Origin of the sequence: Anaerococcus marasmi, assembly GCF_900290195.1 — a bacterium.
Classification (GTDB): domain Bacteria; phylum Bacillota; class Clostridia; order Tissierellales; family Peptoniphilaceae; genus Anaerococcus; species Anaerococcus marasmi.
Genome location: NZ_OLMF01000004.1, coordinates 94055 through 113306 on the forward strand (window position 1 = coordinate 94055; position 19252 = coordinate 113306).

Here is a 19252-nt window from a genome sequence, read left to right on the forward strand (position 1 = left end):
AAAGCAATGAACAATGAATAAATACAAAAGGAGATAAAAATGGAAATAAAAATTAGACCAGCAAATCCAAGTGACGCCGAACAAATATTAGACCACACAAAAATTTGTGGAGGCGAAACAGACAATATGTCCTATGGCGAAGAAGGCTTTAATATAACAATTGAAGAAGAAGAAAAAATCCTAGAGCAAATAGGAAAAAGCCACAAGCAGGCGTTATTTGTAGCTGAAGTTGAAGGACAAATAGTTGGAACAGGTAATTACACAGGATCAAACAACAAGAGAATAGCCCACCGTGGATCCATTGGCCTTTGTGTCCAAAGATTATATTGGGGACAGGGAATCGGATCAGCCCTAATGGAGACCTTAATTGACTTTGGGAAAAATACAGGTCAAGCAAAAATTATTTCCCTAGGAGTAAGGTCTGATAACCAAGCAGCTATCCACCTATACGAAAAATATGATTTCAAAAAAATCGGAACCTTTGAAGGTTACTATGAAATTGAAGGTAAACTCATTGACGTAGATTATATGAATTTGAAACTTTAACTTCCGATACTAAACTTCATTATAAGATAAATTAACAAAAATCATGACTAGGCAAGGAAAGTGCCAGCCTAGTTTTTTAATTCAACAAGCCAGGACTTAAATTTGAAGAATAAATTGAAAAATACGCCCTAAAGCTAAATTATAAAATATATACAAGACCCTTATGTAATTTTTATAGGCGAACTAGGAGATGACTTTATGACTGATAGAATAAATTACCTTTCTAATAAACTAAAGGCAAATATAATTATATTTTATTTTAGATAATTTACGTTTTAAAACCAAGGAAAAAACAGAGGTAAATATTTGCCTTTGTTTAAAAAAATAAAAAATCATAATAAGCTCGCCATTTATATATTATTATTAAAGTTTTGGATTGTATAAAATATTTCGTATATATTTACTTAATGTTCAAAGTAAATCCATGATATAGCGGAAGGTATTAGCTTAAAATCTATTTTATTCGTAGTAAATATTTCTCCATCTATATTAGCAAGAAAGTCCTTATCTGATGAGATTTGTCCGCAACTTATTTTATATTCACTCAGATGAGGGCTAGTCCTGTGCTTACCTTTTTTGTATTTTAGAATCATAAGGGGAAGCTTATAGAAGGGGATTTTTTCTGCTGTGATTAAATTTATTAATCCATCACTAAGGCTCGCTTCTGGAGCTGGATTAAAGCCTGATCCGTAGAAGGCTCCATTACAGATTGCACTTATTAGAAAGTCACCTTTGATTTCCTTACTTTCTCCATTTTCCATTAGCATTTTTATCTTAAGATTCTCATATTGGATGTTTCTAAGTGAAGATATAACTCCTTTGATATAAGCTTTTTTTCCTAGTTTTGGATTTTTTTCTAAAAACTTGTAAGCCTCCTTTAAGACTTGAGTGTCAAATCCAAGGCTTGTCACATTTATACAAAGTTTGTCATTAATTTCTATTAAATCTATAGGCTTTGTGTAAAATGAAAAGATTTTTTCTAGATTAAAGTTTTTGTAATCAAAGTTTTTGGCAAAATCATTTCCTGTTCCTGTAGGTATCAAGCCTATAGAAATATCTTTCCCATAAGATACATTGGCAAGCTCGTTAAGAGAGCCATCTCCTCCACAGATTATGGCGTATTTTTCAAAATTATCTTCTTTGGCAAAGTCTTCAATAATCTTATCGATATGACCCTTGTACTTTGTTTCTATTACTTCTATTATAAGATCACCAGGAGCTTTTTTCTGTAAAGCCAAGAGATCATTTCTATTAACATCAAACTCAGTCTTACCAGCTTTGGAGCTGATTATAAATAATATTTTCTTCATAATATCACCTTCTATATTATACTGAAAACATTTATCATTTAAAGATAAATAAAAAGCTATGACTAGTATTTATGGATGAAATTCATTATAAAAGAGTTAAAATAATAGGTAGGGAGTGATTTAATGAGAAAGAAAATATTTAATCTTATAATGAGTATATTACTTATGACAAGCCTAACTGCTTGTGGTACTAATTCAAATAATAATGTAGAAGTAAGTGCAAAAAGTACGGGAGACCTTATAGAAAATCTAGATCAGGAGAGTACAGAACTTGCAAGTACCGATTCTACTGAGGGAGAAAAATCAAAAGAAAAAACTAGTGACAGAGAAAAGGCTAAGGCCAATTGGGAGATGAGTCTAGCCAAAGAAAAGGAAAATGATAGCAAGAAGGAGAAGGAAAGGGAAAAGGACCTAAAATCCTTTAAGGAAGCATCTGAAGCTAAAAAGCCTGAGAAGGAAAATAAAAATACAGAAAAGGATAAGGATAAAACAGAAGATAAAGACGAAGATTATGCCAAGGTAAAGGTAAAGTTTTTTGGAGATACCATGGCCCACCTCGGTCAAATCCAATATGCCTACTATTATGGAGGAGGAGACTATGATTTCTCTAACCAATTCGCTTATATTTCAGATTTTGTCAAGGATAGTGATTTATCTATCACAAACTACGAGACAACCTCTAATCCAAATAGGGAATACGCTGGTTTTCCTGCCTTCAACGCTCCGCCAGTTTATCTTAAAAATATAAAGGATGCTGGTTTTGATGTAGTTACTACTGCAAACAACCACTCATTGGACACGGACGAAGAAGGAGTTCAGACAACAATCGCAGCTGCCAAGGAAGCAGGCCTAGATTATGTAGGAAGCAAGGAAAAAGAAAGTGATAAGATTCTTTATAAAGAAATAAATGGGATGAAGATTGCAATTCTCGCTTATACTTATGGAGCCAATGGTAAGGAAGACCTCCTAAACTTAAGAGAAGAAGTAGATTCCCTAAACTACCTACACGAAGAAAATATCAAGTCTGATATAGAAGAAGCCAAGGAGAATGGGGCGGACTTTATCATAGTTTATCCTCACTGGGAAATAGAATATCAGTCTTATCCTCAAGAAAGTACAGTGGAACTTGCTCATAATATGATTGATTGGGGAGCAGATCTTGTAATAGGTAACCATCCACACGTTGTCCAACCTGTTGAGATCTACAAGAATAAAGATGGTAAGGAAGGGCTTATAGCCTACGCCCTAGGTAACTTTATCTCTAAGCAATCTCTCGAAGTAAGTGGAGATATAAGATGTGAGCAATCCCTTAGCATTGAGCTAAACCTTAACAAGAACGAAAAAACTGGCAACAAAAAAATCAGCGACATAAAACTTCACCCACTTTGGGTAGGAACAAACTACGATGATTACGGAGCCAGCACCAAGACCTATCTATGTGAAGATTTCCTAGAAGGTGGAGACAAGTATGATTTAGTAGATGATAATCAAAGAGCAAGAATACAACAAGCCTACGATATGACAATGGAGACGGCAAAAACTGAGGTGAACTAATGGGAACATATGAAATAGGAATCCTAAACGCTATACAAAATATAAGAAGTGAAAGTTTGGACAATTTCTTTCTAACTATCACTTCTCTAGGCAATATGTCTATACTGTGGATTAGTATGATCCTAATATTTATGACGACAAAAAGATACAAAAAGATTGGAGAAATAATCTTAATATCATTTTTCTTAAATCTAATAATTGTAAATATAATTCTTAAAATTTCAGTTGGAAGAGTAAGACCCTACGAAGCGGTAGGATTTACTGACTTATTGATAAATAACCTATCAGATAACTCCTTTCCTTCAGGGCACACTTCATACGCAGCTTCCTTTGCGACGATAATAATCCTTCTTGCAAAATCGAAACCTTTAAAATACTACGTAGGGATAATAGCTATACTAATAGCCTTCTCAAGATTATATCTCTACGTCCACTATCCAACAGACGTCCTTGCAGGAGCAATATTAGGAATAATTATAGGAATAGGGTCAATCAAAATATACCAAAGTCCTATGTATAGAAAACTTAAGGAAAAAATTAATTTACAAAGACAGTAATGGATGGTATAATGTATGGGTACTAAGCCGGTGTGTTGGAATTGGCAGACGAGACAGACTCAAACTCTGTTGTCCACCAGGGCGTGTGGGTTCGAGTCCCACCACCGGCACCATTACTTTTTATTGAATATTTTTATTAGGAGTGTTATTAGCAATGCTCTTTTTTATCTCTTATTTTAATATATTTAAACAGATATTTCGCTCTAATATTTAAGTAAAAGTTCCTAAATTCCAAAATCTATGATAAAATTATAGTAATACTTACTTAGGAGTTTATATGAGAAATGATCGAAGGGAATTGATTTTACATGGTAGTATTTACAAGGCTATTTTTGTGATTTCTATACCTATAATTTTAAACTTTTTCATCCAGCAACTATATTCTTTGGCGGATGCTTTCTGGCTTGGCAAGCTTGGGACGGCGGAGTTTGCATCTACTTCCTTCACTTGGCCAGTTATTTTTTTATTTAACTCGATAGGAATGGGGCTTTCTATTGCTGCAACTTCTCTAGTTTCTCAGCTTTTGGGAAGAGATGATGTGGCTAATGCACAGAAATATACTGATACTCTCATTAATATTTCCTTAATCTTTTCTATAGTATTTATGGCCTTAGGTTATTTTACGGCGGAAGGGATTGTAAATCTTATGGGAGCTAATGGAGAGCTTCACGATTTTTCTGTGATATATCTTAAGTATTCCTATTTTGGAATTCCTTTTATATTTTTATATTTTATTTATTCTGCAGTTTTTTCTGCTCAGGGAAAAAATACTGTACCTACTGTGATAAGTACAACTTGTGTAGTCTTAAATATGATTTTAAATCCTTTTTTCATCTTTGATGAGATTCCTATTATAGGTCTTAGAGGACTTGATATGGGAGTTAAGGGGGCTGCTTTAGCCACTGTCCTAACACAAGCTTTGATGTTGATTTTGGGATTTATTCATTTAAGGATTAATAAAGATTATATAAAGCTCAATTATAAATACTTATTTTTCATAAAATGGGAGAAAGATATTCTTAAGAGAATTTACAGGATTGCTACTCCTTCTGTAGTTGGTCAGATGGGAACGGCGATTGGCTTTATAATTTTAAATGCCTTTATCCAGTCATACGGTACAGAAACTGTCGCAGCTTATGGAATGGTAAATAGGATTACAGGTCTTTTAAATATTCCGCCTAGCGGGATTGGTTCAGCTATTACTGGTATTATTGGTCAAAATATTGGAAATAGGAATATCGAAAGGGTGAAGGAAACTTTTAGGAAGGCTTCACTTATAGTAATAGTGATGTCTATAGTAATAGCTATAGTAAGCTTTATCTATAGGTATGAGATCCTTACGTTTTTTATAGACGCACCTAAGGATTCAGAGCTTATGGTTCAGGCCAATACATATATGTTTTATACCTTGCTTACCCTTGTAATGCTTAATATGTTCTTTATATATCAAGGGCTTTTCCAGGGGTCAGGAAATAGCAAATATTCAATGTTTGTTGATTTGTTGAGACTTTGGGCAATAAGAATACCGCTACTGTTTTTCTTTAAGTATTTTACAGACTTAAAGGCAACCGGCATTTGGCTTGCTATGGCTATTTCGAATGTCCTAGTTACTTTTATCGCCCACTTTATCTATGCCAAGGGTGATTGGAAGGGCGGATCTTTCTAGCTTGATGAAAGAAAAATTTGCTCTTGCAAATGTTAACATCAATAGGTTATAATTAGTATGAGTAGGAGGAAAATTTTGCAAGATTATAAAAGAGTTATTCTTAAGTTAAGTGGTGAAGCTTTGGCTGGTGACAAGGGTTTTGGCTTCGACGATGATATTATAATAAATATATGTGAAAATATTAAGGCAGTTACTAAGCTTGGTGTCCAAGTTGCTATTGTTGTAGGCGGAGGCAACTTCTGGCGAGGAAGGTCTGGTAAGGAAATCGACAGAGCAAGCTCTGATACAATCGGTATGCTAGGAACTGTCATGAATGGTTTGAGAGTTCAAGGAACCTTAGAAGAGATGGGTCTTGATACTAGACTTATGACTGCAATCGATATGAAGGAAGTAGCAGAGCCTTATATTAGAAGAAGAGCGGTAAGACATCTGGAGAAGGGAAGGATTGTAATCTTTTCTGCAGGTACTGGTCTTCCATATTTCTCAACAGATACCACAGCAAGTCTAAGAGCCCTAGAAATAAATGCAGACATGATTCTTCTTGGAAAGACTGGAACTGATGGAATCTATGATAAAGATCCAAATGTCTATCATGATGCAGTAAGATTTGATAAGCTTACTTATAAGGAAATTCTTCATAAAGAATTAAAGATAATGGATACAACTGCTACATCATTGTGTATGGATAACGATATGCCTTTGTTTGTCTTTGGCATAGATGATCCAAGCAATTTAGTAAGAATATTTGAAGAGGAAAACCCAATAGGGACTATAGTAAAGGAGAGTTTTTAATGATTTATGAACAAATAAAAAAACAAGCAAAAGATGATATGACTAAGGCACTTGATTCTTTCGATAAGAGAATTGCGACAATCAAGGCTGGTAGAGCGACTGAAGCAATCTTAGATGGTATTACTTTCTCATATTACGGAACAGAAACACCAATCAACCAAGCTGCAACAGTTTCAATCCCAGAGGCAAGACTTCTTGTAATCAAGCCATGGGATAAGACAAATATAGGACCAATAGAGAAGGCTATTCTTAAATCTAATATTGGTATAACTCCTCAAAACGACGGTGAAGTTATTAGACTTCCTTTCCCACAATTAACAGAGGAAAGAAGAAAAGAATACACTAAAGAAGTAGATACTTATGCAGAAGACGCTAAGATTGTCATTAGAAATAAGAGAAGAGAAGCGATGGATGAAGTTAAAAAGAGTGAAAAATCAGGAGACATCACAGAAGATGATAGATACACTCTTGAAGATGAAATCCAAAAGATTACTGACAAGATGATTGAGGATGTTGAAGCATTGGCTTCAAAGAAGAATAAAGAGTTAATGTCAGTATAGTAAATTGAATAAGATTAATTTAAAAAGTTTAGGCGAAATTTTGAATAAGGATATTGGCCCTGGTAGGATACCTGCTAGGACAGTATCCTTATTTCTTAATGAACTTTCACTACTTTTAAGCTCAGGAATAAGTCTCGATGAGAGTCTTTATATCATAAAAGATCAAAATATGGACAAAAAGCTAACTAAGGCTCTTTCGAATATACTTGAAAATTTAAATAGAGGATTCAGTGCCTATGAGTCCTTCAAGAGACAAAGTAAATACTTTAGTCCGATGTTAATAGCCTTCATTAAGTCAGGAGATGAGAGCGGAAATATGGCGGAAATTTTGGCGGAATTCTCTGAGTATTTGTCAAATGATAGCAAAAACAAATCCAAGATTAGACAGGCTTTTATCTACCCAATTATTCTTTTACTAGTGACATTAACAGTAGTAGCCCTGATTGTAACTCTAGTTATGCCGACTTTTACAGAAAGCTTTGCGTCTTATGAAATGGAGCTTCCCTTATCAACGAGGATGCTTTTGGCTATTAGTGCTTTCTTTTCTGAATATGGATTAATAGTATTATTAGTAATTTTAACCATAATGCTACTATATATTTTTATGTACAATAGTAAGTCCTATAGATTAAAACTAGACACATACAATTTTAAATATCTTCCCCTAAAAAGATTCAGAGAGCTTTCTATGGATTATCAGATAAGTTCTCTATTGTATATTCTACGTAGTGGAGATATTGATATAATTAGCTCGATTGGAATAATTAGAGAATCTTTTGCCAATACTTTTATCAAAAAGAAACTTATCCTTATACAAAAAGACCTCCTAGATGGTTTAAGCTTATCCTATGCCTTTAAGAGGGCTGGGATTTTTTCAAATCTTTTAGTTTCTATGATAGAGGTAGGTGAAGATAGCGGATATTTGCTTGAATCTCTTAAGAAGACTTCAGACTACTTTGCAAATGAATACATATATAGGTTAAAGAAGATATCTACCATAGCAGAACCTGTTTTGATCTTGATCATGGCTCTTATTGTAGGATTTGTCGTATTTTCTGTTACAATACCGATGTTTGATTCGGTTAATTACTTATACTAAGGAGATATTATGAAAAAGAAAAAGGGTTTTACGTTAATTGAGCTTGTAATAGTTGTAGCAATAATTACAATACTTGCAGCGATAGCAATTCCTAAATATAAAAACTCTAAGCAAAAGGCAGCCATAGCAGCCCACAACGCCAATGTAGAAATGCTTACAACAGCAGGGACTATGGCAAGCTCCGATGGAGTTAATAATAAGACTTGGACAAGCCAAAGTGATGCGAACGATTATGTACAAAAATGGCCAGAAGTACCAAAGGGAATTGGTCATGATAGTGAAACTTACAATGTTACAATTGATACGAATGGCCATGTGAGTGTAAGTCCAGGACAAATAAAGGAAAATCCAGCTAGTAATAATTAGGTAAAATGATTTATATATTTCTATTTATAATAGGGTCAATATTTGGTTCATTTGCAAATCTCATCGTCCATAGGAGAATGAGAGATGAAAGTATAGTTTTTCCTAGAAGTCATTGTGAATCTTGTGGGAAGTCTCTTAGCCCTTTTGAGCTAATTCCAGTAGTTTCTTTCCTTATTCAAAAGGGAAAATGCAGATCGTGCGGGGCTAGGATTTCTCCTGATAATATTATTATGGAGATTATAGGTGGGAATTTACTAATAATAAGCTCATCCTATGGTCTTAATCTTAAAAGCCTTATAATTTTTGCTTCCTTAATTATAGGTCTTATAATATCTTTGATAGATCTTAGGACTATGGAAATATATAGGAAGCATTTGATTATGCTTTTACTCTTAGGGCTTATTTATAGGTTTCATTTCTTTGATAAAAAATTCTTTATAAATATAATAATATTTTCCTTAATTTATTATTTGATATATAGGATTTCTGGAAGAAATATCGGAGATGGAGATTATTATTTTTACTTAGCCCTAGGGCTTTTCCTAAAGGATAGCTTATTTATTGTTTTTGTCTTATTTTCCGTTTGGATTGGCGGATTTGTTGGACTTTTAATCCTTCTTAGGGAAAGAAAAAGGGGAAGACGCATGCCTTTTGCAGTATTTATCTACCTTTCTTACATAATAGTATTGATAATATATGAGGGAAGAGTCTTATGAGAAAGAAGGGATTTACTTTAATTGAACTAATTGTCGTCATTGGTATTGTTTCTCTTATTTCCTTTGTGGGAATGGTTAGATTTGACTTTTTAGGAAAAATGAGAGCTAAAAACGAACTAAATATCCTGATTAATGATATGTACTATGCTAAGGAAAAGGCCCTAATTAGCGGGAGAAATTGTACAGTTTATTTTCGTGAAGATAAGTATATGCTGAGGTTTTCCAAAGTTTCTGTTATGGATGATATGGAAGATATTGATAGGGATTTAGATTATCTAACTTTGTCGAAGAAAGTAGATCCAGTTGTATTTAATGGAACAGGATCAGTATCTGGAGCAAAAACAATTGTCTTTTCTTCTCCCTACCTTGTGGGAGATGACGGAAATATAAAGCTTATAATAGGAGTTGCAGGAGGTTCTATTAGAATTGAAGAAAATAAAAACTAAGGGCTTTACCCTAATCGAATGTATAATTGCTCTAGGCTTTATGGCAATCCTTTCGCTTATACTTCTTCCAAGTCTCAATAATATAAATAGGATTAATCAGAAATCAGAGGATAAAATTAGGATGATTTATGCCCTTGAAGAAGCTATTGAGAAAAATAAAAATCAGGATTTAGGAGAATATTCTTATAATATAAATGGCTTTGGAGTTGAAGTTAGTATAGAAGAATACTCTCCAGGACTTAAGAAGATTACTGCAAGCTGTGAGGGCTTTGGCCTTGAATTGGTAAGATAAGATGAAAAAAGGATTTACTCTAATAGAGATTTTAGTAAGTATTGCCATAGCAAGTCTTCTTATAGGGGCCTTATCTATGGTATTTTCTCTAAATGTGGGATTTTTAAATAAAAAATATATAGACGAGAGGCATTACAAGAACGCAAGCCATGCCGCCTTATATATAGAAGATAAGATCAGAAGAGCTCATAAAATTGTTAAAACCGAAGATGATAATTGTAATTTCACACTTTATATCAGTGAATACGAACAAGCCCGTGATAAATTTGTGGAATCTGCCTATAGATTTAGTCTAGAGAAAGGAAATGTCCTTTACGCCTATATATATAACACAGATAAATTTTCGGAAAGAGAAGGCAAGGTTAGGATTTGTGAGATAGATGACCTTTATCTTTATTATAACGACGATGATGAGGATAACAAATACATAGAAATGAGGATAGACTCTTCGACTAACTCTATCAAGACATTTATAAACTTAGGAAGACGATTATGAAAAAAGGTTTTATAACAATCTATGTGCTGCTCGTATTGCTTTTCCTATCTATAAGTCTTGCTTTTGTAAGCAGAGAAGTCCAAAGTAAGAATGATTTATCCAAAGATCTTTTAAATAAGAAACAGGCCGTCTATGAGGCAGAAAGCCGAGCCAATATCTTTGTAAATAACTACGAAAATGATATAAAAGAATATATACTGGAAGATTATAAAAGGATAATCGATGACGGTTTAAGTGATATAGGCCACGCTAATGCCAAGAAATATTATATCAATTATAATAATTCAAAGAAAAGCATAATGCTTATGAGAGTTATAGATTCTAATATTGCTCCTAGGAAAGAGAAGGTCTATAGGATATTTGAGCATATCTTTTATAAAAATGTAATAGCTGAAGCAAATATATATCTAAGAGCCCGTGAGAATATACTTATATCTAGCGAAGAAATTGTAAGGTATGAAGATATAAAAGATGAGCTTAATAAATTTGAATTCAAGGAAGATAAAACAATCCATAATGAAATACCGGCTACAAGCAAAGAAAAACCTTATAAGGGAGTAATAATATTAGATCAAGAAACGACAATTGATAAGGACTTATATGTAGAAGGTATTCTGATAGCTAAGGATAGGATTGATACAAAAGGAAAAAAGATAAGGATTAAGGGACTTGCAGCTATAGATCAAAATAAGGGAAATATAGAATATGTTAAGGATTACGGACCTATTATTGATAATATAGTGAACAAAGCTGATCTTATAGAATTAGAAATCTTGTCAAACCATAGCTTTTAGCCTTGCCTAAAAGTTATTTAAGGTATAATGAAAATAGAGAAAATTTGTAAATAATTGGAGGAAACATGAAAATATTAGTAATAAACTGTGGTAGTTCATCACTTAAATATCAATTGTTTGATATGGCAAATGAAGAAGTTATGGTAAAGGGTCTTGTTGAAAGAATAGGAATCGACGGATCAAGACTTATCCAAGAAAAAGGTGATGATGAATTTACAATCGAAGAAGATATGAAAGATCATACTGAAGCAGTTAGTCACGTATTTGATGCCCTAGTTGATAGTGAAAACGGAGTAATCAAAGATCTATCTGAAATCGATGCAGTAGGCCACAGATTCGTACACGGTGGAGAAAAAATCACAAAATCTTGCCTAATCGATAAAGAAGTAAGAGATGCAATCGAAGAATACAGCAAGTTCGCCCCACTTCACAATCCAGCTAACCTTATGGGACTTGAAGCTTGTGAGAAACTACTCGAAGGTGTCCCAAATGTAGCTGTATTTGACACAGCCTTCCACCAAACAATGCCAGAAAAAACTTTCCTATATGGTATAGACTACAAATACTATGAAGAAGATTCTATTAGAAAATATGGTTTCCACGGAACGAGCCACAACTTTATTACTAACAAGACAGCAGAAATCCTAGGCAAAGACGTAAACGATCTAAATATAATTTCTTGCCACCTAGGAAATGGTTCATCAATCACAGCTGTTAAAGAAGGAAAAAGCTATGATACATCAATGGGACTAACCCCACTTGAAGGACTAATCATGGGTACAAGATCAGGTGATATCGACCCAACAGCTGTAACATATATAATGAAAGAAAAAAATCTTACAGCTGATGAGATGGAAAATATCCTAAACAAAGAATCAGGAGTGCTCGGAGTTAGTGGAGTTAGCTCAGACTTTAGAGACCTAGAAGCTGCTGCCAAAGAAGGAAACGAAAGAGCTCAATATGCCCTAGATATGTTTGTAACAAGAGCTAAAAGATATATAGCAGGTTACATGGCAGAAATCGGAAGCGTTGATGCCATAGTATTTACAGGCGGAATCGGTGAAAATTCAATCGATATGAGAAAAGATATCATGGAAGGATTCGAACAATTCGGAATCAAGATTGATGATGAAAAGAACAACGTTCGTGGTGGGGCTCACGAAGTATCTACAGATGATTCAAAAGTTAAGATAATGGTCGTTGCAACTAACGAAGAGTTGATGATTGCAAGAGATACAAAATCAATCGTAGAAGCTTGACAAAAAACTCTTATCATTATATAATATAAAAGATTGCTAAACTGATAAGAGGAGGTGTCAAAGATGGCAGTACCAAAGAGAAGAACATCAAAAACAAGAAAAAATAAAAGAAGAGCCTCAGCTTATACTTTGAATAGATCAAACTATGTTGAGTGTCCAAATTGTCATGAGCCAAAACTACCACACAGAGTTTGCCCAAACTGTGGAGATTATAAAGGCGAAACAATTCTTGATGTAGAGTAAAGATAGTGTTTTACACTATCTTTTTTAATATAATATTTTAAAGAGGTATATATGAAGATATTAATTGATACATACGGTGCAGATAAGGGTGAGAAAGTCTTAGTCGATGGAGCTATAATAGCAAAAGAAAAACGCGACTTTACTCCAGTATTTGTTGGAAATAAAGAAAAAATCGAAGAGTTAATAGATGGAAGAATAAAAGACTATGAGATTATTCACACAGATGAATTCATCTCTAATGACGAAGACCCAGCAAGGGCTATTAGGAGAAAGAAAAATGCCTCTATAGTATTGGCCTTCGAAAAGTCTAAGGAAGAAGGCTATGATGGTGTGCTTTCTGCCGGATCTACCGGGGCACTTCTAGCGGGAGGACTTTTCATAGCTAAAAGGATAAAAGGAATCGACAGGGCCTGTCTTGCTACGAGCCTTCCAACCCTAGGAGAGACTACTCTTCTTATGGATACTGGTGCTAATATGGATTGTAAGAAAGAATTTTTGGAAGAATTCGGATTAATGGGTAAAGTATATCTAGAAAATGTTCTTAATATAGAAAATCCAAAGATTGGCCTACTCAATGTTGGAGTTGAGGAGCACAAGGGAAATAAGCTTGCCAAAGAGACTTATGCTCTATTAAAAGAAGCAAATCTTAATTTTGTAGGAAATATCGAAGCAAGAGATTTATTTACAGGTAAGGTCAATGTTATCCTTGCAGATGGATTCGATGGAAATATTGTCATAAAGACAGCTGAAGGTATATTTAGCCTGATGGGTAAGGAGCTTAAGGATGTATTTTACAAATCCTTATCTAACAAACTTGCAGCAGGAATTTTGAAGAAGGATCTTAAGTCCATGTTTAACAAGTTTTCTGCTGATGAAGTCGGTGGAGCTCCACTTTTAGGAGTAAGGTCCTATGCCTACAAAGCCCATGGCAATGCCAATGAAACAGCAATATCAAACGCCCTTTTGGGGCTTATGGATTATATAGATAAGAATGTTATTGAAAAAATAGAAGGAGAATTGATTTGATTAGAGAAAGACTTAAAGAATTAGCAGTTGAAAACCTTGATCTCAACCCTAGTGAAATTGACTTCGATAGTAAGATTTCTGATTTAGATATCGACTCTATTGACCTAGTTGATTTTATTATGCTAATAGAAGATGAGTACTCAGTAGAGTTTTCTGATGAAGAATTAGATGAGATTGAAACACTCGCTGATATTGTCAGTGTGATTGAGAGCAAAAATTAATGGCTATTTCTAATAATAGACTAAAAAAAATAGAAGAATTTGAAAAAAGTATTGGCTACACCTTCAATGATAAAGATTTGATTGATGTAGCCTTTACTCATTCTTCCTATACAAATGAGGTCAAAGGAAAGAAAAAAAGCAACGAAAGACTAGAGTTTTTGGGAGATTCTATCCTAGATATGATAGTAAGTGAAGTACTATTTAAACACTATTCTATAAAGCCTGAAGGCTGGTTAACCAAAACTAGATCAAGGCTCGTGTGTACCTCATCATTTGCTAAGGCTTGTGAGAAGTTTGAAATGACGACTTTTCTTAACTTTGGAAATGGGGAAAGACAAGGTGGAGGCGAGCTTAAAAAGCATGTCAAGGCGGATACCTTCGAAGCAGTTTGTGCTGCAATCTACCTAGATTCTTCATATGATAACTTGTTTAAGTTTTTAGAGAAAAATTATAAGGAAGAAGCTCTAGAGATCATTAATGACGATACAATCTTCAACGATTATAAGACCAAACTTCAAGAATATCATAATGCAAAAGATAGGAAAATCTTAAAGTATGTTCTAGTAAAAGAAGAAGGACCTGAGCATGAGAAGACCTTTACCATGGCTGTTAAGCTAGGAAACAAGGTATTGGCCCATGGGGTTGGCAAGAATAAAAAGCAAGCAGAGCAAAAAGCTGCCCAAGCTGCATATGAAAAAATAAAGAGAAAAAATGGCTAAGAAAGAATATATAATACCTATATTTATACCTTTTTTGGGATGCCCTCACGATTGTGCCTTTTGCAATCAAGTGAAGATCACAAATTTTAAGGACAAACTAGATAAGGATAAACTCATAGAAGAAATCGAAAAAAATCTTTCATATTTTCCAGGAGAAAAGGCCGATGAAATAGCATTTTTTGGAGGATCTTTCACAGGACTTGACGAAGATGTGATGATAGCTTATCTTGATGTCGCAAAGTCTTACAAAGATAAGGGAATTATTGATAGAATCAGACTTTCTACTAGACCTGATTATATAAATAATTCTATTCTAGATATATTAAAAGAAAAAAGTGTGGATGTAATCGAGCTTGGCATCCAGTCTCTAGACCAGAAAGTATTAGATTATAACGAGAGAGGCCACAAAATAGAGGATTCATACAGGGCAAGTGAGCTTATCAAAGAATACGGCTTCAGCCTAGGTCATCAGATTATGCCAGGGCTTTTCATGGACGAGGATCAAAAATCTATAAAGTCCGCCATAGATTCGGCTAATATGAATCCTAATATGGTAAGAATTTATCCAACTTTAGTTATCAAAGATACGAAGCTTGAAGCTATTTATAGTATCGGAGTCTATAAGCCACTTGACCTAGAAAAGGCGGTCGAGCTTTCTGCCGAGCTTTACATGATCTACAGGGCAAAGGATATAGACGTAATAAGAATTGGCCTACAAACTACTGAAAACATCAATGATAAGGCAGATGTGGTGGCAGGTCCCTTCCATCCAGCTATTAGGCAACTAACGGAATCTTTGGTATATAGGAAATATCTAGAAGAGCTTATCGAAAGAGAAAATATCGATAGAAACTTTACCATACACACAGACAACAGAAGTATTTCCATAATTGCTGGCAACAAAAAATCCAACAAGAAATATTTCTATCAAAAATATGGGATAAATCTCTCCTTTGAGCCTGATAGATTGGATTTTATTAGCTTAGAAGACAGAAAGATTAAGCTTGACTTAGATGGATTTATCTACTCTTATGTAAAGAAATCTTACGGTGGTGATTTGATATTAGATTAGAAAATGTAGAGCTTAAGGGCTTCAAGTCCTTCGCTGATAGAACAAAAATTGAATTTGATGAAAAGATTACAGCTGTGGTAGGTCCCAATGGTTCGGGCAAAAGTAATATATCTGATGCTGTAAGATGGGTTCTAGGAGAGCAATCTGCAAAAAGTCTTAGAGGATCTAAGATGAACGATGTTATCTTTCAAGGAGGAGAAAGCTCCAAGTCCCTTAACCTTGCGGAGGTAAATCTAAACTTTTCAAATGAGGATAAGGCTCTTGATCTAAGTTATGACAAGGTAAAAATCTCAAGGCGAATCTATAGAGACGGAGAAAATGAATATAGGATCAATGGCAAAAAGGTAAGGCTTAAGGATGTAAGAGAACTTTTCCTAGACACCGGAGTCGGCAAGGAAGGTTACTCAATCATCTCCCAAGGTAGGATTGATGAAATTATATCGTATTCTCCTAAGGATAGGAGAAATATCTTTGAAGAAGCGAGCGGTATAGCCAAGCATAAGTTTAGACGAGATGAAGCGGGTAAGAAGCTTGATAGGGTAAGCGATGACCTTGAAGTCATAGAAAGAGACTGGGAATATAAGAAAAAAGAACTAGGCCTTCTTAAAACCTATAAGGAAAATCACGAGGAAAATGAGAGATTAACTGAGAAGCTTGACCAGAAGGCGTATTTTTACCTAAAAGATAAGTCTAAAGCTCTCCTAGATGAGAAAAAAGAAGCGAGTGAAAATATCACAAGGCTTGATAAAGAAATTAGCAAATCTGAAATAGAGCTTGATAATATCAGAAAAAAGCTTGCTCCATTTACAAAAGATTATAAAGAAGTAGAAGAAGATATAGGAAAAACTAAAGATAGTATAGACAAATATAACAAATCAATAGAAAAATCTAAAAGCAAGCTTCTTCTAAACAAGCAAAAATATGATTATAATTCTAAAGATTTAGAAAGACTTAGATCAAATATTTCATCGAATGAAGAAAAAAGAGAGAAGGGTCGAAAAGACCTAGAAAATGAAGAAAAAAACTTAAATGATAATAGGAAAAGGCTTGAAGAAATAAGCCAAAGTCTTAAAGAAAACCAACTTATAGTCAATAAAACACAAAGTGAATTAAAAGACCTAGTCGATAAAAACTCTAAGGAAGAGTTAAGATTAAACAAACTAGCAAGTGAAATTTATAACTACGAAATAGAGGAAAAATCCAAGGCCATAATTGACGAAAAAAAGGCCAAAGATGCCGAAGAAAGGTTGGCCAAAATTAAAGCTATTGACAAGGACTTATCTATCCTTGAAGAAAGCAAAACGAAACTTGAACTTGAGCTTAAAGAAGTTACAAATAAGCTAAAAGATTTCCAGAAAAAAGAAGAAGATTATAGGAAAAATCTCTTAGATAAAAGAAGAAAAAGCGATGACTTATCAAAGGCTAATGCTGAAAATAACATCAATCTTAAGACTTTAATTTCAGAATTTAAGCTTCAAAAGGAAAATCTCGACAAGAATAGGGGATATTTCTATTCAATCCAAGACTTCCTAAATAAAACTAAGGAGTACGGTCTAGATAATTTGTATTTAGATTCCCTTGCTAACCTCATTAGAGTTAAGGAAGGCTATGAGGATGTAATCGACAATCTAATGGGGGCAGGTCTTCAAAACATTGTAACAAGAACTAAGCTTGATACGAGAGAGTTAATCAACTTTGTAAACAAGAATAGATTGGGAAGGATCACCTTTCTTCCTATAGATTCTATAAAATCTTATAGAAAAGATAGGCCAAAAGAGGATGAGGTAATCGCTATGGCCTACGATTTGATCGAAGCAGACCCTGAACTTACAAATATAATAGATCATTTTTTGGGATCGACTGTAGTAGTAAAAGATATTGATAGCGCCGTTAGCCTTTCCAATAAGATAAGAGGCTACAGGATAATTACCTTGAATCTAGATATTATAAATAACTGGGGTTCTATGGTTGCTGGTAATGACAAAAATAGGAAGAAAAATACCAATCTTTTAAATAGAAACAAGAGGCTTGAGGAGATAAAAGAAAGGATTCTCTCCTTAAGAAATAAGAAAGATTCCTATAACAAGACATATAGGGAGATTAGTGCTGATATAAATATCCTCGATGATAAGCTTAAAGAAATTACTAGCCTTATAGAAGAAGAAAGAAACTCATTGAGGGATAGGGAAAACAATCTTTCTTCAGTCAATATAAGAATTGAAAATGCTATCAAGAGAAAAGAGGAGCTTTCTGAAGAAAGCGACTATGATTTAGTCCTTACAGGATCCTTAGATATAGATAGTCTAAGAGAAAATCATGAGAGACTAAAAGAAGAAATCGAAAATATAAAAGTAACCATCGCAAGTAAAGAAAAGATTCTTAGCTTTAAGGAAAAGGAAAGTATTAATCTTGAAAATACTTCTGCTATGATTACTAGAGATATTAATCTCATTATAAATACCATCACAGATCTTAAAAATTCCCTAAGGGATTTAGATAATTCTAATAGGATGGAGATTAAACTTAAGGGTGAAATCGACGATTCTCTAGGAGAAATTGATAAGGAAGATCAAAATCTTGAAAAGGCAATTGACTTTTCTAAGAAAAAAATAAGAGAAGAAGAAGAAAAACTTAAAATCTTATCAGAAGATAAAAGTAAGATGGAAGAAGAAAATTCCAACCTGCTTGATAGAGAAAAGAAAGTCGATGAGAGAATAAAGGAATTAAACATAGAGAAGGTAAAAAGTGATTACGCACTTTCTACTGCGACAAGCAAATATGATTCTATTATTGATGAGATTAGTCCTTTCATTAGCCAAAGCCTAGATGAGATGGATAAGAAATATAGGGACTTAAGTTTTGATAGAATAAGCAAAAAGTCTTTAGTAGATCTTCAAAGAAAGATAAACACTATTGGATTTTTCGATGAAAACTCTCTAGAGGCCTATAAAGAAGCCAAAGAAGAATTTGATTTCTTGGATAAGCAGATGACAGACCTTGTAAATTCCAAGTCAGATATTGAAACCATGATTAAAAGGCTCGAAAAAGATATGAAAGAAGAATTTATCAAAAACTTCAATATTATAAATGAGAAGTTTGCGAGGATTTTCAAGATCCTGTTTATTGGAGGGGATGCAAAGCTAGTTTTAGATAGTGACGATAGCTTAAATGCAGGTATTGAAATAGAAGCTCGTCCTCCATCTAAGTCAGCTAAGTCGATTTCGCTTTTATCAGGTGGGGAGAAGGCCCTTACAGCAGTGGCCTTACTCTTTGCAATCTTTGAGACTAATCCCGCTCCCTTTGCAATCCTGGATGAGATAGATGCTGCCCTAGATGAGACAAATATTAAAAGATATATAGAATATTTGACAAGCTTGTCTGATAAGACCCAGTTTATAATGATAACTCACAGGCAGACGACAATGCAGCTTGCAGAGAGAATCCATGGGGTTACTATTGGCGATGATGGCAAAAGTCAAGTATATTCTATAGACTTTGCAAATAATTGAAAATAAGCT

General features: G+C 34.0%; 21 protein-coding genes and 1 tRNA gene. 21 read left to right on the forward strand and 1 reads right to left on the reverse strand.

Annotation, left to right across the window (positions count from 1 at the left end; all coding sequences use genetic code 11):
• The first annotated feature begins 39 nt into the window (after positions 1 to 39).
• On the forward strand, positions 40 to 546 hold the full coding sequence (locus tag C7D97_RS00535; protein WP_105300267.1) for a GNAT family N-acetyltransferase: 507 nt from the start codon (positions 40 to 42) through the stop codon (positions 544 to 546).
• A 404-nt stretch (positions 547 to 950) separates the two neighbouring features.
• Here the strand turns inward: C7D97_RS00535 and C7D97_RS00540 are convergent, their stop codons facing one another.
• Positions 951 to 1856, reverse strand: coding sequence for a diacylglycerol/lipid kinase family protein (locus tag C7D97_RS00540; RefSeq protein ID WP_105300268.1), 906 nt, complete (start codon positions 1854 to 1856; stop codon positions 951 to 953).
• A gap of 123 nt (positions 1857 to 1979) precedes the next feature.
• Here C7D97_RS00540 and C7D97_RS00545 point away from each other — a divergent pair, with 123 nt between their 5' ends.
• The 20 genes from C7D97_RS00545 (at position 1980) to smc (ending at position 19243) form a co-directional block, all read left to right on the forward strand.
• The gene (locus C7D97_RS00545) at positions 1980 to 3410 is read left to right on the forward strand and encodes a CapA family protein (protein ID WP_105300269.1); all 1431 of its coding nucleotides are present in this window, start codon (positions 1980 to 1982) and stop codon (positions 3408 to 3410) included.
• Positions 3410 to 3967 carry a phosphatase PAP2 family protein gene (locus C7D97_RS00550; RefSeq protein WP_105300270.1) on the forward strand — a complete coding sequence of 186 codons (558 nt, stop codon included), beginning with the start codon at positions 3410 to 3412 and terminating at the stop codon, positions 3965 to 3967. Before C7D97_RS00545 ends, C7D97_RS00550 begins: the two co-directional genes overlap by 1 nt.
• Before the next feature lie 26 nt (positions 3968 to 3993).
• Positions 3994 to 4080 (forward strand) — tRNA-Leu (locus C7D97_RS00555).
• 164 nt (positions 4081 to 4244) lie between these two features.
• Positions 4245 to 5633 carry an MATE family efflux transporter gene (locus tag C7D97_RS00560; protein ID WP_105300271.1) on the forward strand — a complete coding sequence of 463 codons (1389 nt, stop codon included), beginning with the start codon at positions 4245 to 4247 and terminating at the stop codon, positions 5631 to 5633.
• Positions 5634 to 5708: 75 nt separating this feature from the next.
• Positions 5709 to 6425, forward strand: a complete 717-nt coding sequence (gene pyrH / locus C7D97_RS00565) for a UMP kinase (protein ID WP_105300272.1) — start codon at positions 5709 to 5711, stop codon at positions 6423 to 6425.
• A complete protein-coding gene (gene frr, locus C7D97_RS00570; protein ID WP_105300273.1) occupies positions 6425 to 6985 on the forward strand; it encodes a ribosome recycling factor in 561 nt (186 codons plus the stop codon). The genes pyrH and frr overlap by 1 nt, the downstream gene beginning before the upstream one ends.
• A 40-nt stretch (positions 6986 to 7025) precedes the next feature.
• Entirely contained in the window at positions 7026 to 8084 is a 1059-nt protein-coding gene (locus tag C7D97_RS00575) for a type II secretion system F family protein (RefSeq protein WP_105300274.1), read from the forward strand.
• A gap of 9 nt (positions 8085 to 8093) precedes the next feature.
• The gene (locus C7D97_RS00580; protein ID WP_105300275.1) at positions 8094 to 8450 is read left to right on the forward strand and encodes a prepilin-type N-terminal cleavage/methylation domain-containing protein; all 357 of its coding nucleotides are present in this window, start codon (positions 8094 to 8096) and stop codon (positions 8448 to 8450) included.
• A gap of 5 nt (positions 8451 to 8455) precedes the next feature.
• Positions 8456 to 9166, forward strand: coding sequence for a prepilin peptidase (locus C7D97_RS00585; RefSeq protein WP_105300276.1), 711 nt, complete (start codon positions 8456 to 8458; stop codon positions 9164 to 9166).
• Positions 9163 to 9612: a prepilin-type N-terminal cleavage/methylation domain-containing protein gene (locus C7D97_RS00590; protein WP_105300277.1), complete on the forward strand. Its 450-nt coding sequence runs from the start codon at positions 9163 to 9165 to the stop codon at positions 9610 to 9612. Before C7D97_RS00585 ends, C7D97_RS00590 begins: the two co-directional genes overlap by 4 nt.
• Positions 9593 to 9904: a competence type IV pilus minor pilin ComGE gene (gene comGE, locus C7D97_RS00595; protein WP_105300278.1), complete on the forward strand. Its 312-nt coding sequence runs from the start codon at positions 9593 to 9595 to the stop codon at positions 9902 to 9904. The genes C7D97_RS00590 and comGE overlap by 20 nt, the downstream gene beginning before the upstream one ends.
• Before the next feature lies 1 nt (position 9905).
• Complete coding sequence (locus tag C7D97_RS00600) at positions 9906 to 10400, forward strand: PilW family protein (RefSeq protein ID WP_105300279.1); 495 nt, start codon at positions 9906 to 9908, stop codon at positions 10398 to 10400.
• Complete coding sequence (locus tag C7D97_RS00605) at positions 10397 to 11194, forward strand: hypothetical protein (RefSeq protein ID WP_105300280.1); 798 nt, start codon at positions 10397 to 10399, stop codon at positions 11192 to 11194. The genes C7D97_RS00600 and C7D97_RS00605 overlap by 4 nt, the downstream gene beginning before the upstream one ends.
• 65 nt (positions 11195 to 11259) lie before the next feature.
• Positions 11260 to 12453, forward strand: coding sequence for an acetate/propionate family kinase (locus C7D97_RS00610; protein ID WP_105300281.1), 1194 nt, complete (start codon positions 11260 to 11262; stop codon positions 12451 to 12453).
• A gap of 63 nt (positions 12454 to 12516) precedes the next feature.
• Positions 12517 to 12696: a 50S ribosomal protein L32 gene (rpmF, locus tag C7D97_RS00615; RefSeq protein WP_015777605.1), complete on the forward strand. Its 180-nt coding sequence runs from the start codon at positions 12517 to 12519 to the stop codon at positions 12694 to 12696.
• 51 nt (positions 12697 to 12747) lie between these two features.
• Positions 12748 to 13722, forward strand: coding sequence for a phosphate acyltransferase PlsX (gene plsX / locus C7D97_RS00620; RefSeq protein ID WP_105300282.1), 975 nt, complete (start codon positions 12748 to 12750; stop codon positions 13720 to 13722).
• Positions 13719 to 13943, forward strand: coding sequence for an acyl carrier protein (locus C7D97_RS00625; protein WP_105300283.1), 225 nt, complete (start codon positions 13719 to 13721; stop codon positions 13941 to 13943). Before plsX ends, C7D97_RS00625 begins: the two co-directional genes overlap by 4 nt.
• The gene (gene rnc, locus C7D97_RS00630; RefSeq protein WP_105300284.1) at positions 13943 to 14662 is read left to right on the forward strand and encodes a ribonuclease III; all 720 of its coding nucleotides are present in this window, start codon (positions 13943 to 13945) and stop codon (positions 14660 to 14662) included. The genes C7D97_RS00625 and rnc overlap by 1 nt, the downstream gene beginning before the upstream one ends.
• Complete coding sequence (locus C7D97_RS00635) at positions 14655 to 15734, forward strand: elongator complex protein 3 (protein ID WP_105300285.1); 1080 nt, start codon at positions 14655 to 14657, stop codon at positions 15732 to 15734. Before rnc ends, C7D97_RS00635 begins: the two co-directional genes overlap by 8 nt.
• Positions 15725 to 19243 (forward strand): chromosome segregation protein SMC, encoded by a 3519-nt coding sequence (smc, locus tag C7D97_RS00640; RefSeq protein ID WP_105300286.1) that lies wholly within the window; start codon positions 15725 to 15727, stop codon positions 19241 to 19243. The genes C7D97_RS00635 and smc overlap by 10 nt, the downstream gene beginning before the upstream one ends.
• Positions 19244 to 19252: the final 9 nt, after the last annotated feature.

Excerpts from the sequence above, each read along its gene's own strand:
- C7D97_RS00535 (WP_105300267.1), top strand. The coding sequence starts at position 40 with ATGGAAATAAAAATTAGACCAGCAAATCCAAGTGACGCCGAACAAATA.
- C7D97_RS00540 (WP_105300268.1), bottom strand. The coding sequence starts at position 1,856 with ATGAAGAAAATATTATTTATAATCAGCTCCAAAGCTGGTAAGACTGAG.
- C7D97_RS00545 (WP_105300269.1), top strand. The coding sequence starts at position 1,980 with ATGAGAAAGAAAATATTTAATCTTATAATGAGTATATTACTTATGACA.
- C7D97_RS00550 (WP_105300270.1), top strand. The coding sequence starts at position 3,410 with ATGGGAACATATGAAATAGGAATCCTAAACGCTATACAAAATATAAGA.
- C7D97_RS00560 (WP_105300271.1), top strand. The coding sequence starts at position 4,245 with ATGAGAAATGATCGAAGGGAATTGATTTTACATGGTAGTATTTACAAG.
- frr (WP_105300273.1), top strand. The coding sequence starts at position 6,425 with ATGATTTATGAACAAATAAAAAAACAAGCAAAAGATGATATGACTAAG.
- C7D97_RS00580 (WP_105300275.1), top strand. The coding sequence starts at position 8,094 with ATGAAAAAGAAAAAGGGTTTTACGTTAATTGAGCTTGTAATAGTTGTA.
- C7D97_RS00585 (WP_105300276.1), top strand. The coding sequence starts at position 8,456 with ATGATTTATATATTTCTATTTATAATAGGGTCAATATTTGGTTCATTT.
- C7D97_RS00590 (WP_105300277.1), top strand. The coding sequence starts at position 9,163 with ATGAGAAAGAAGGGATTTACTTTAATTGAACTAATTGTCGTCATTGGT.
- C7D97_RS00600 (WP_105300279.1), top strand. The coding sequence starts at position 9,906 with ATGAAAAAAGGATTTACTCTAATAGAGATTTTAGTAAGTATTGCCATA.
- C7D97_RS00605 (WP_105300280.1), top strand. The coding sequence starts at position 10,397 with ATGAAAAAAGGTTTTATAACAATCTATGTGCTGCTCGTATTGCTTTTC.
- C7D97_RS00610 (WP_105300281.1), top strand. The coding sequence starts at position 11,260 with ATGAAAATATTAGTAATAAACTGTGGTAGTTCATCACTTAAATATCAA.
- rpmF (WP_015777605.1), top strand. The coding sequence starts at position 12,517 with ATGGCAGTACCAAAGAGAAGAACATCAAAAACAAGAAAAAATAAAAGA.
- plsX (WP_105300282.1), top strand. The coding sequence starts at position 12,748 with ATGAAGATATTAATTGATACATACGGTGCAGATAAGGGTGAGAAAGTC.
- rnc (WP_105300284.1), top strand. The coding sequence starts at position 13,943 with ATGGCTATTTCTAATAATAGACTAAAAAAAATAGAAGAATTTGAAAAA.
- C7D97_RS00635 (WP_105300285.1), top strand. The coding sequence starts at position 14,655 with ATGGCTAAGAAAGAATATATAATACCTATATTTATACCTTTTTTGGGA.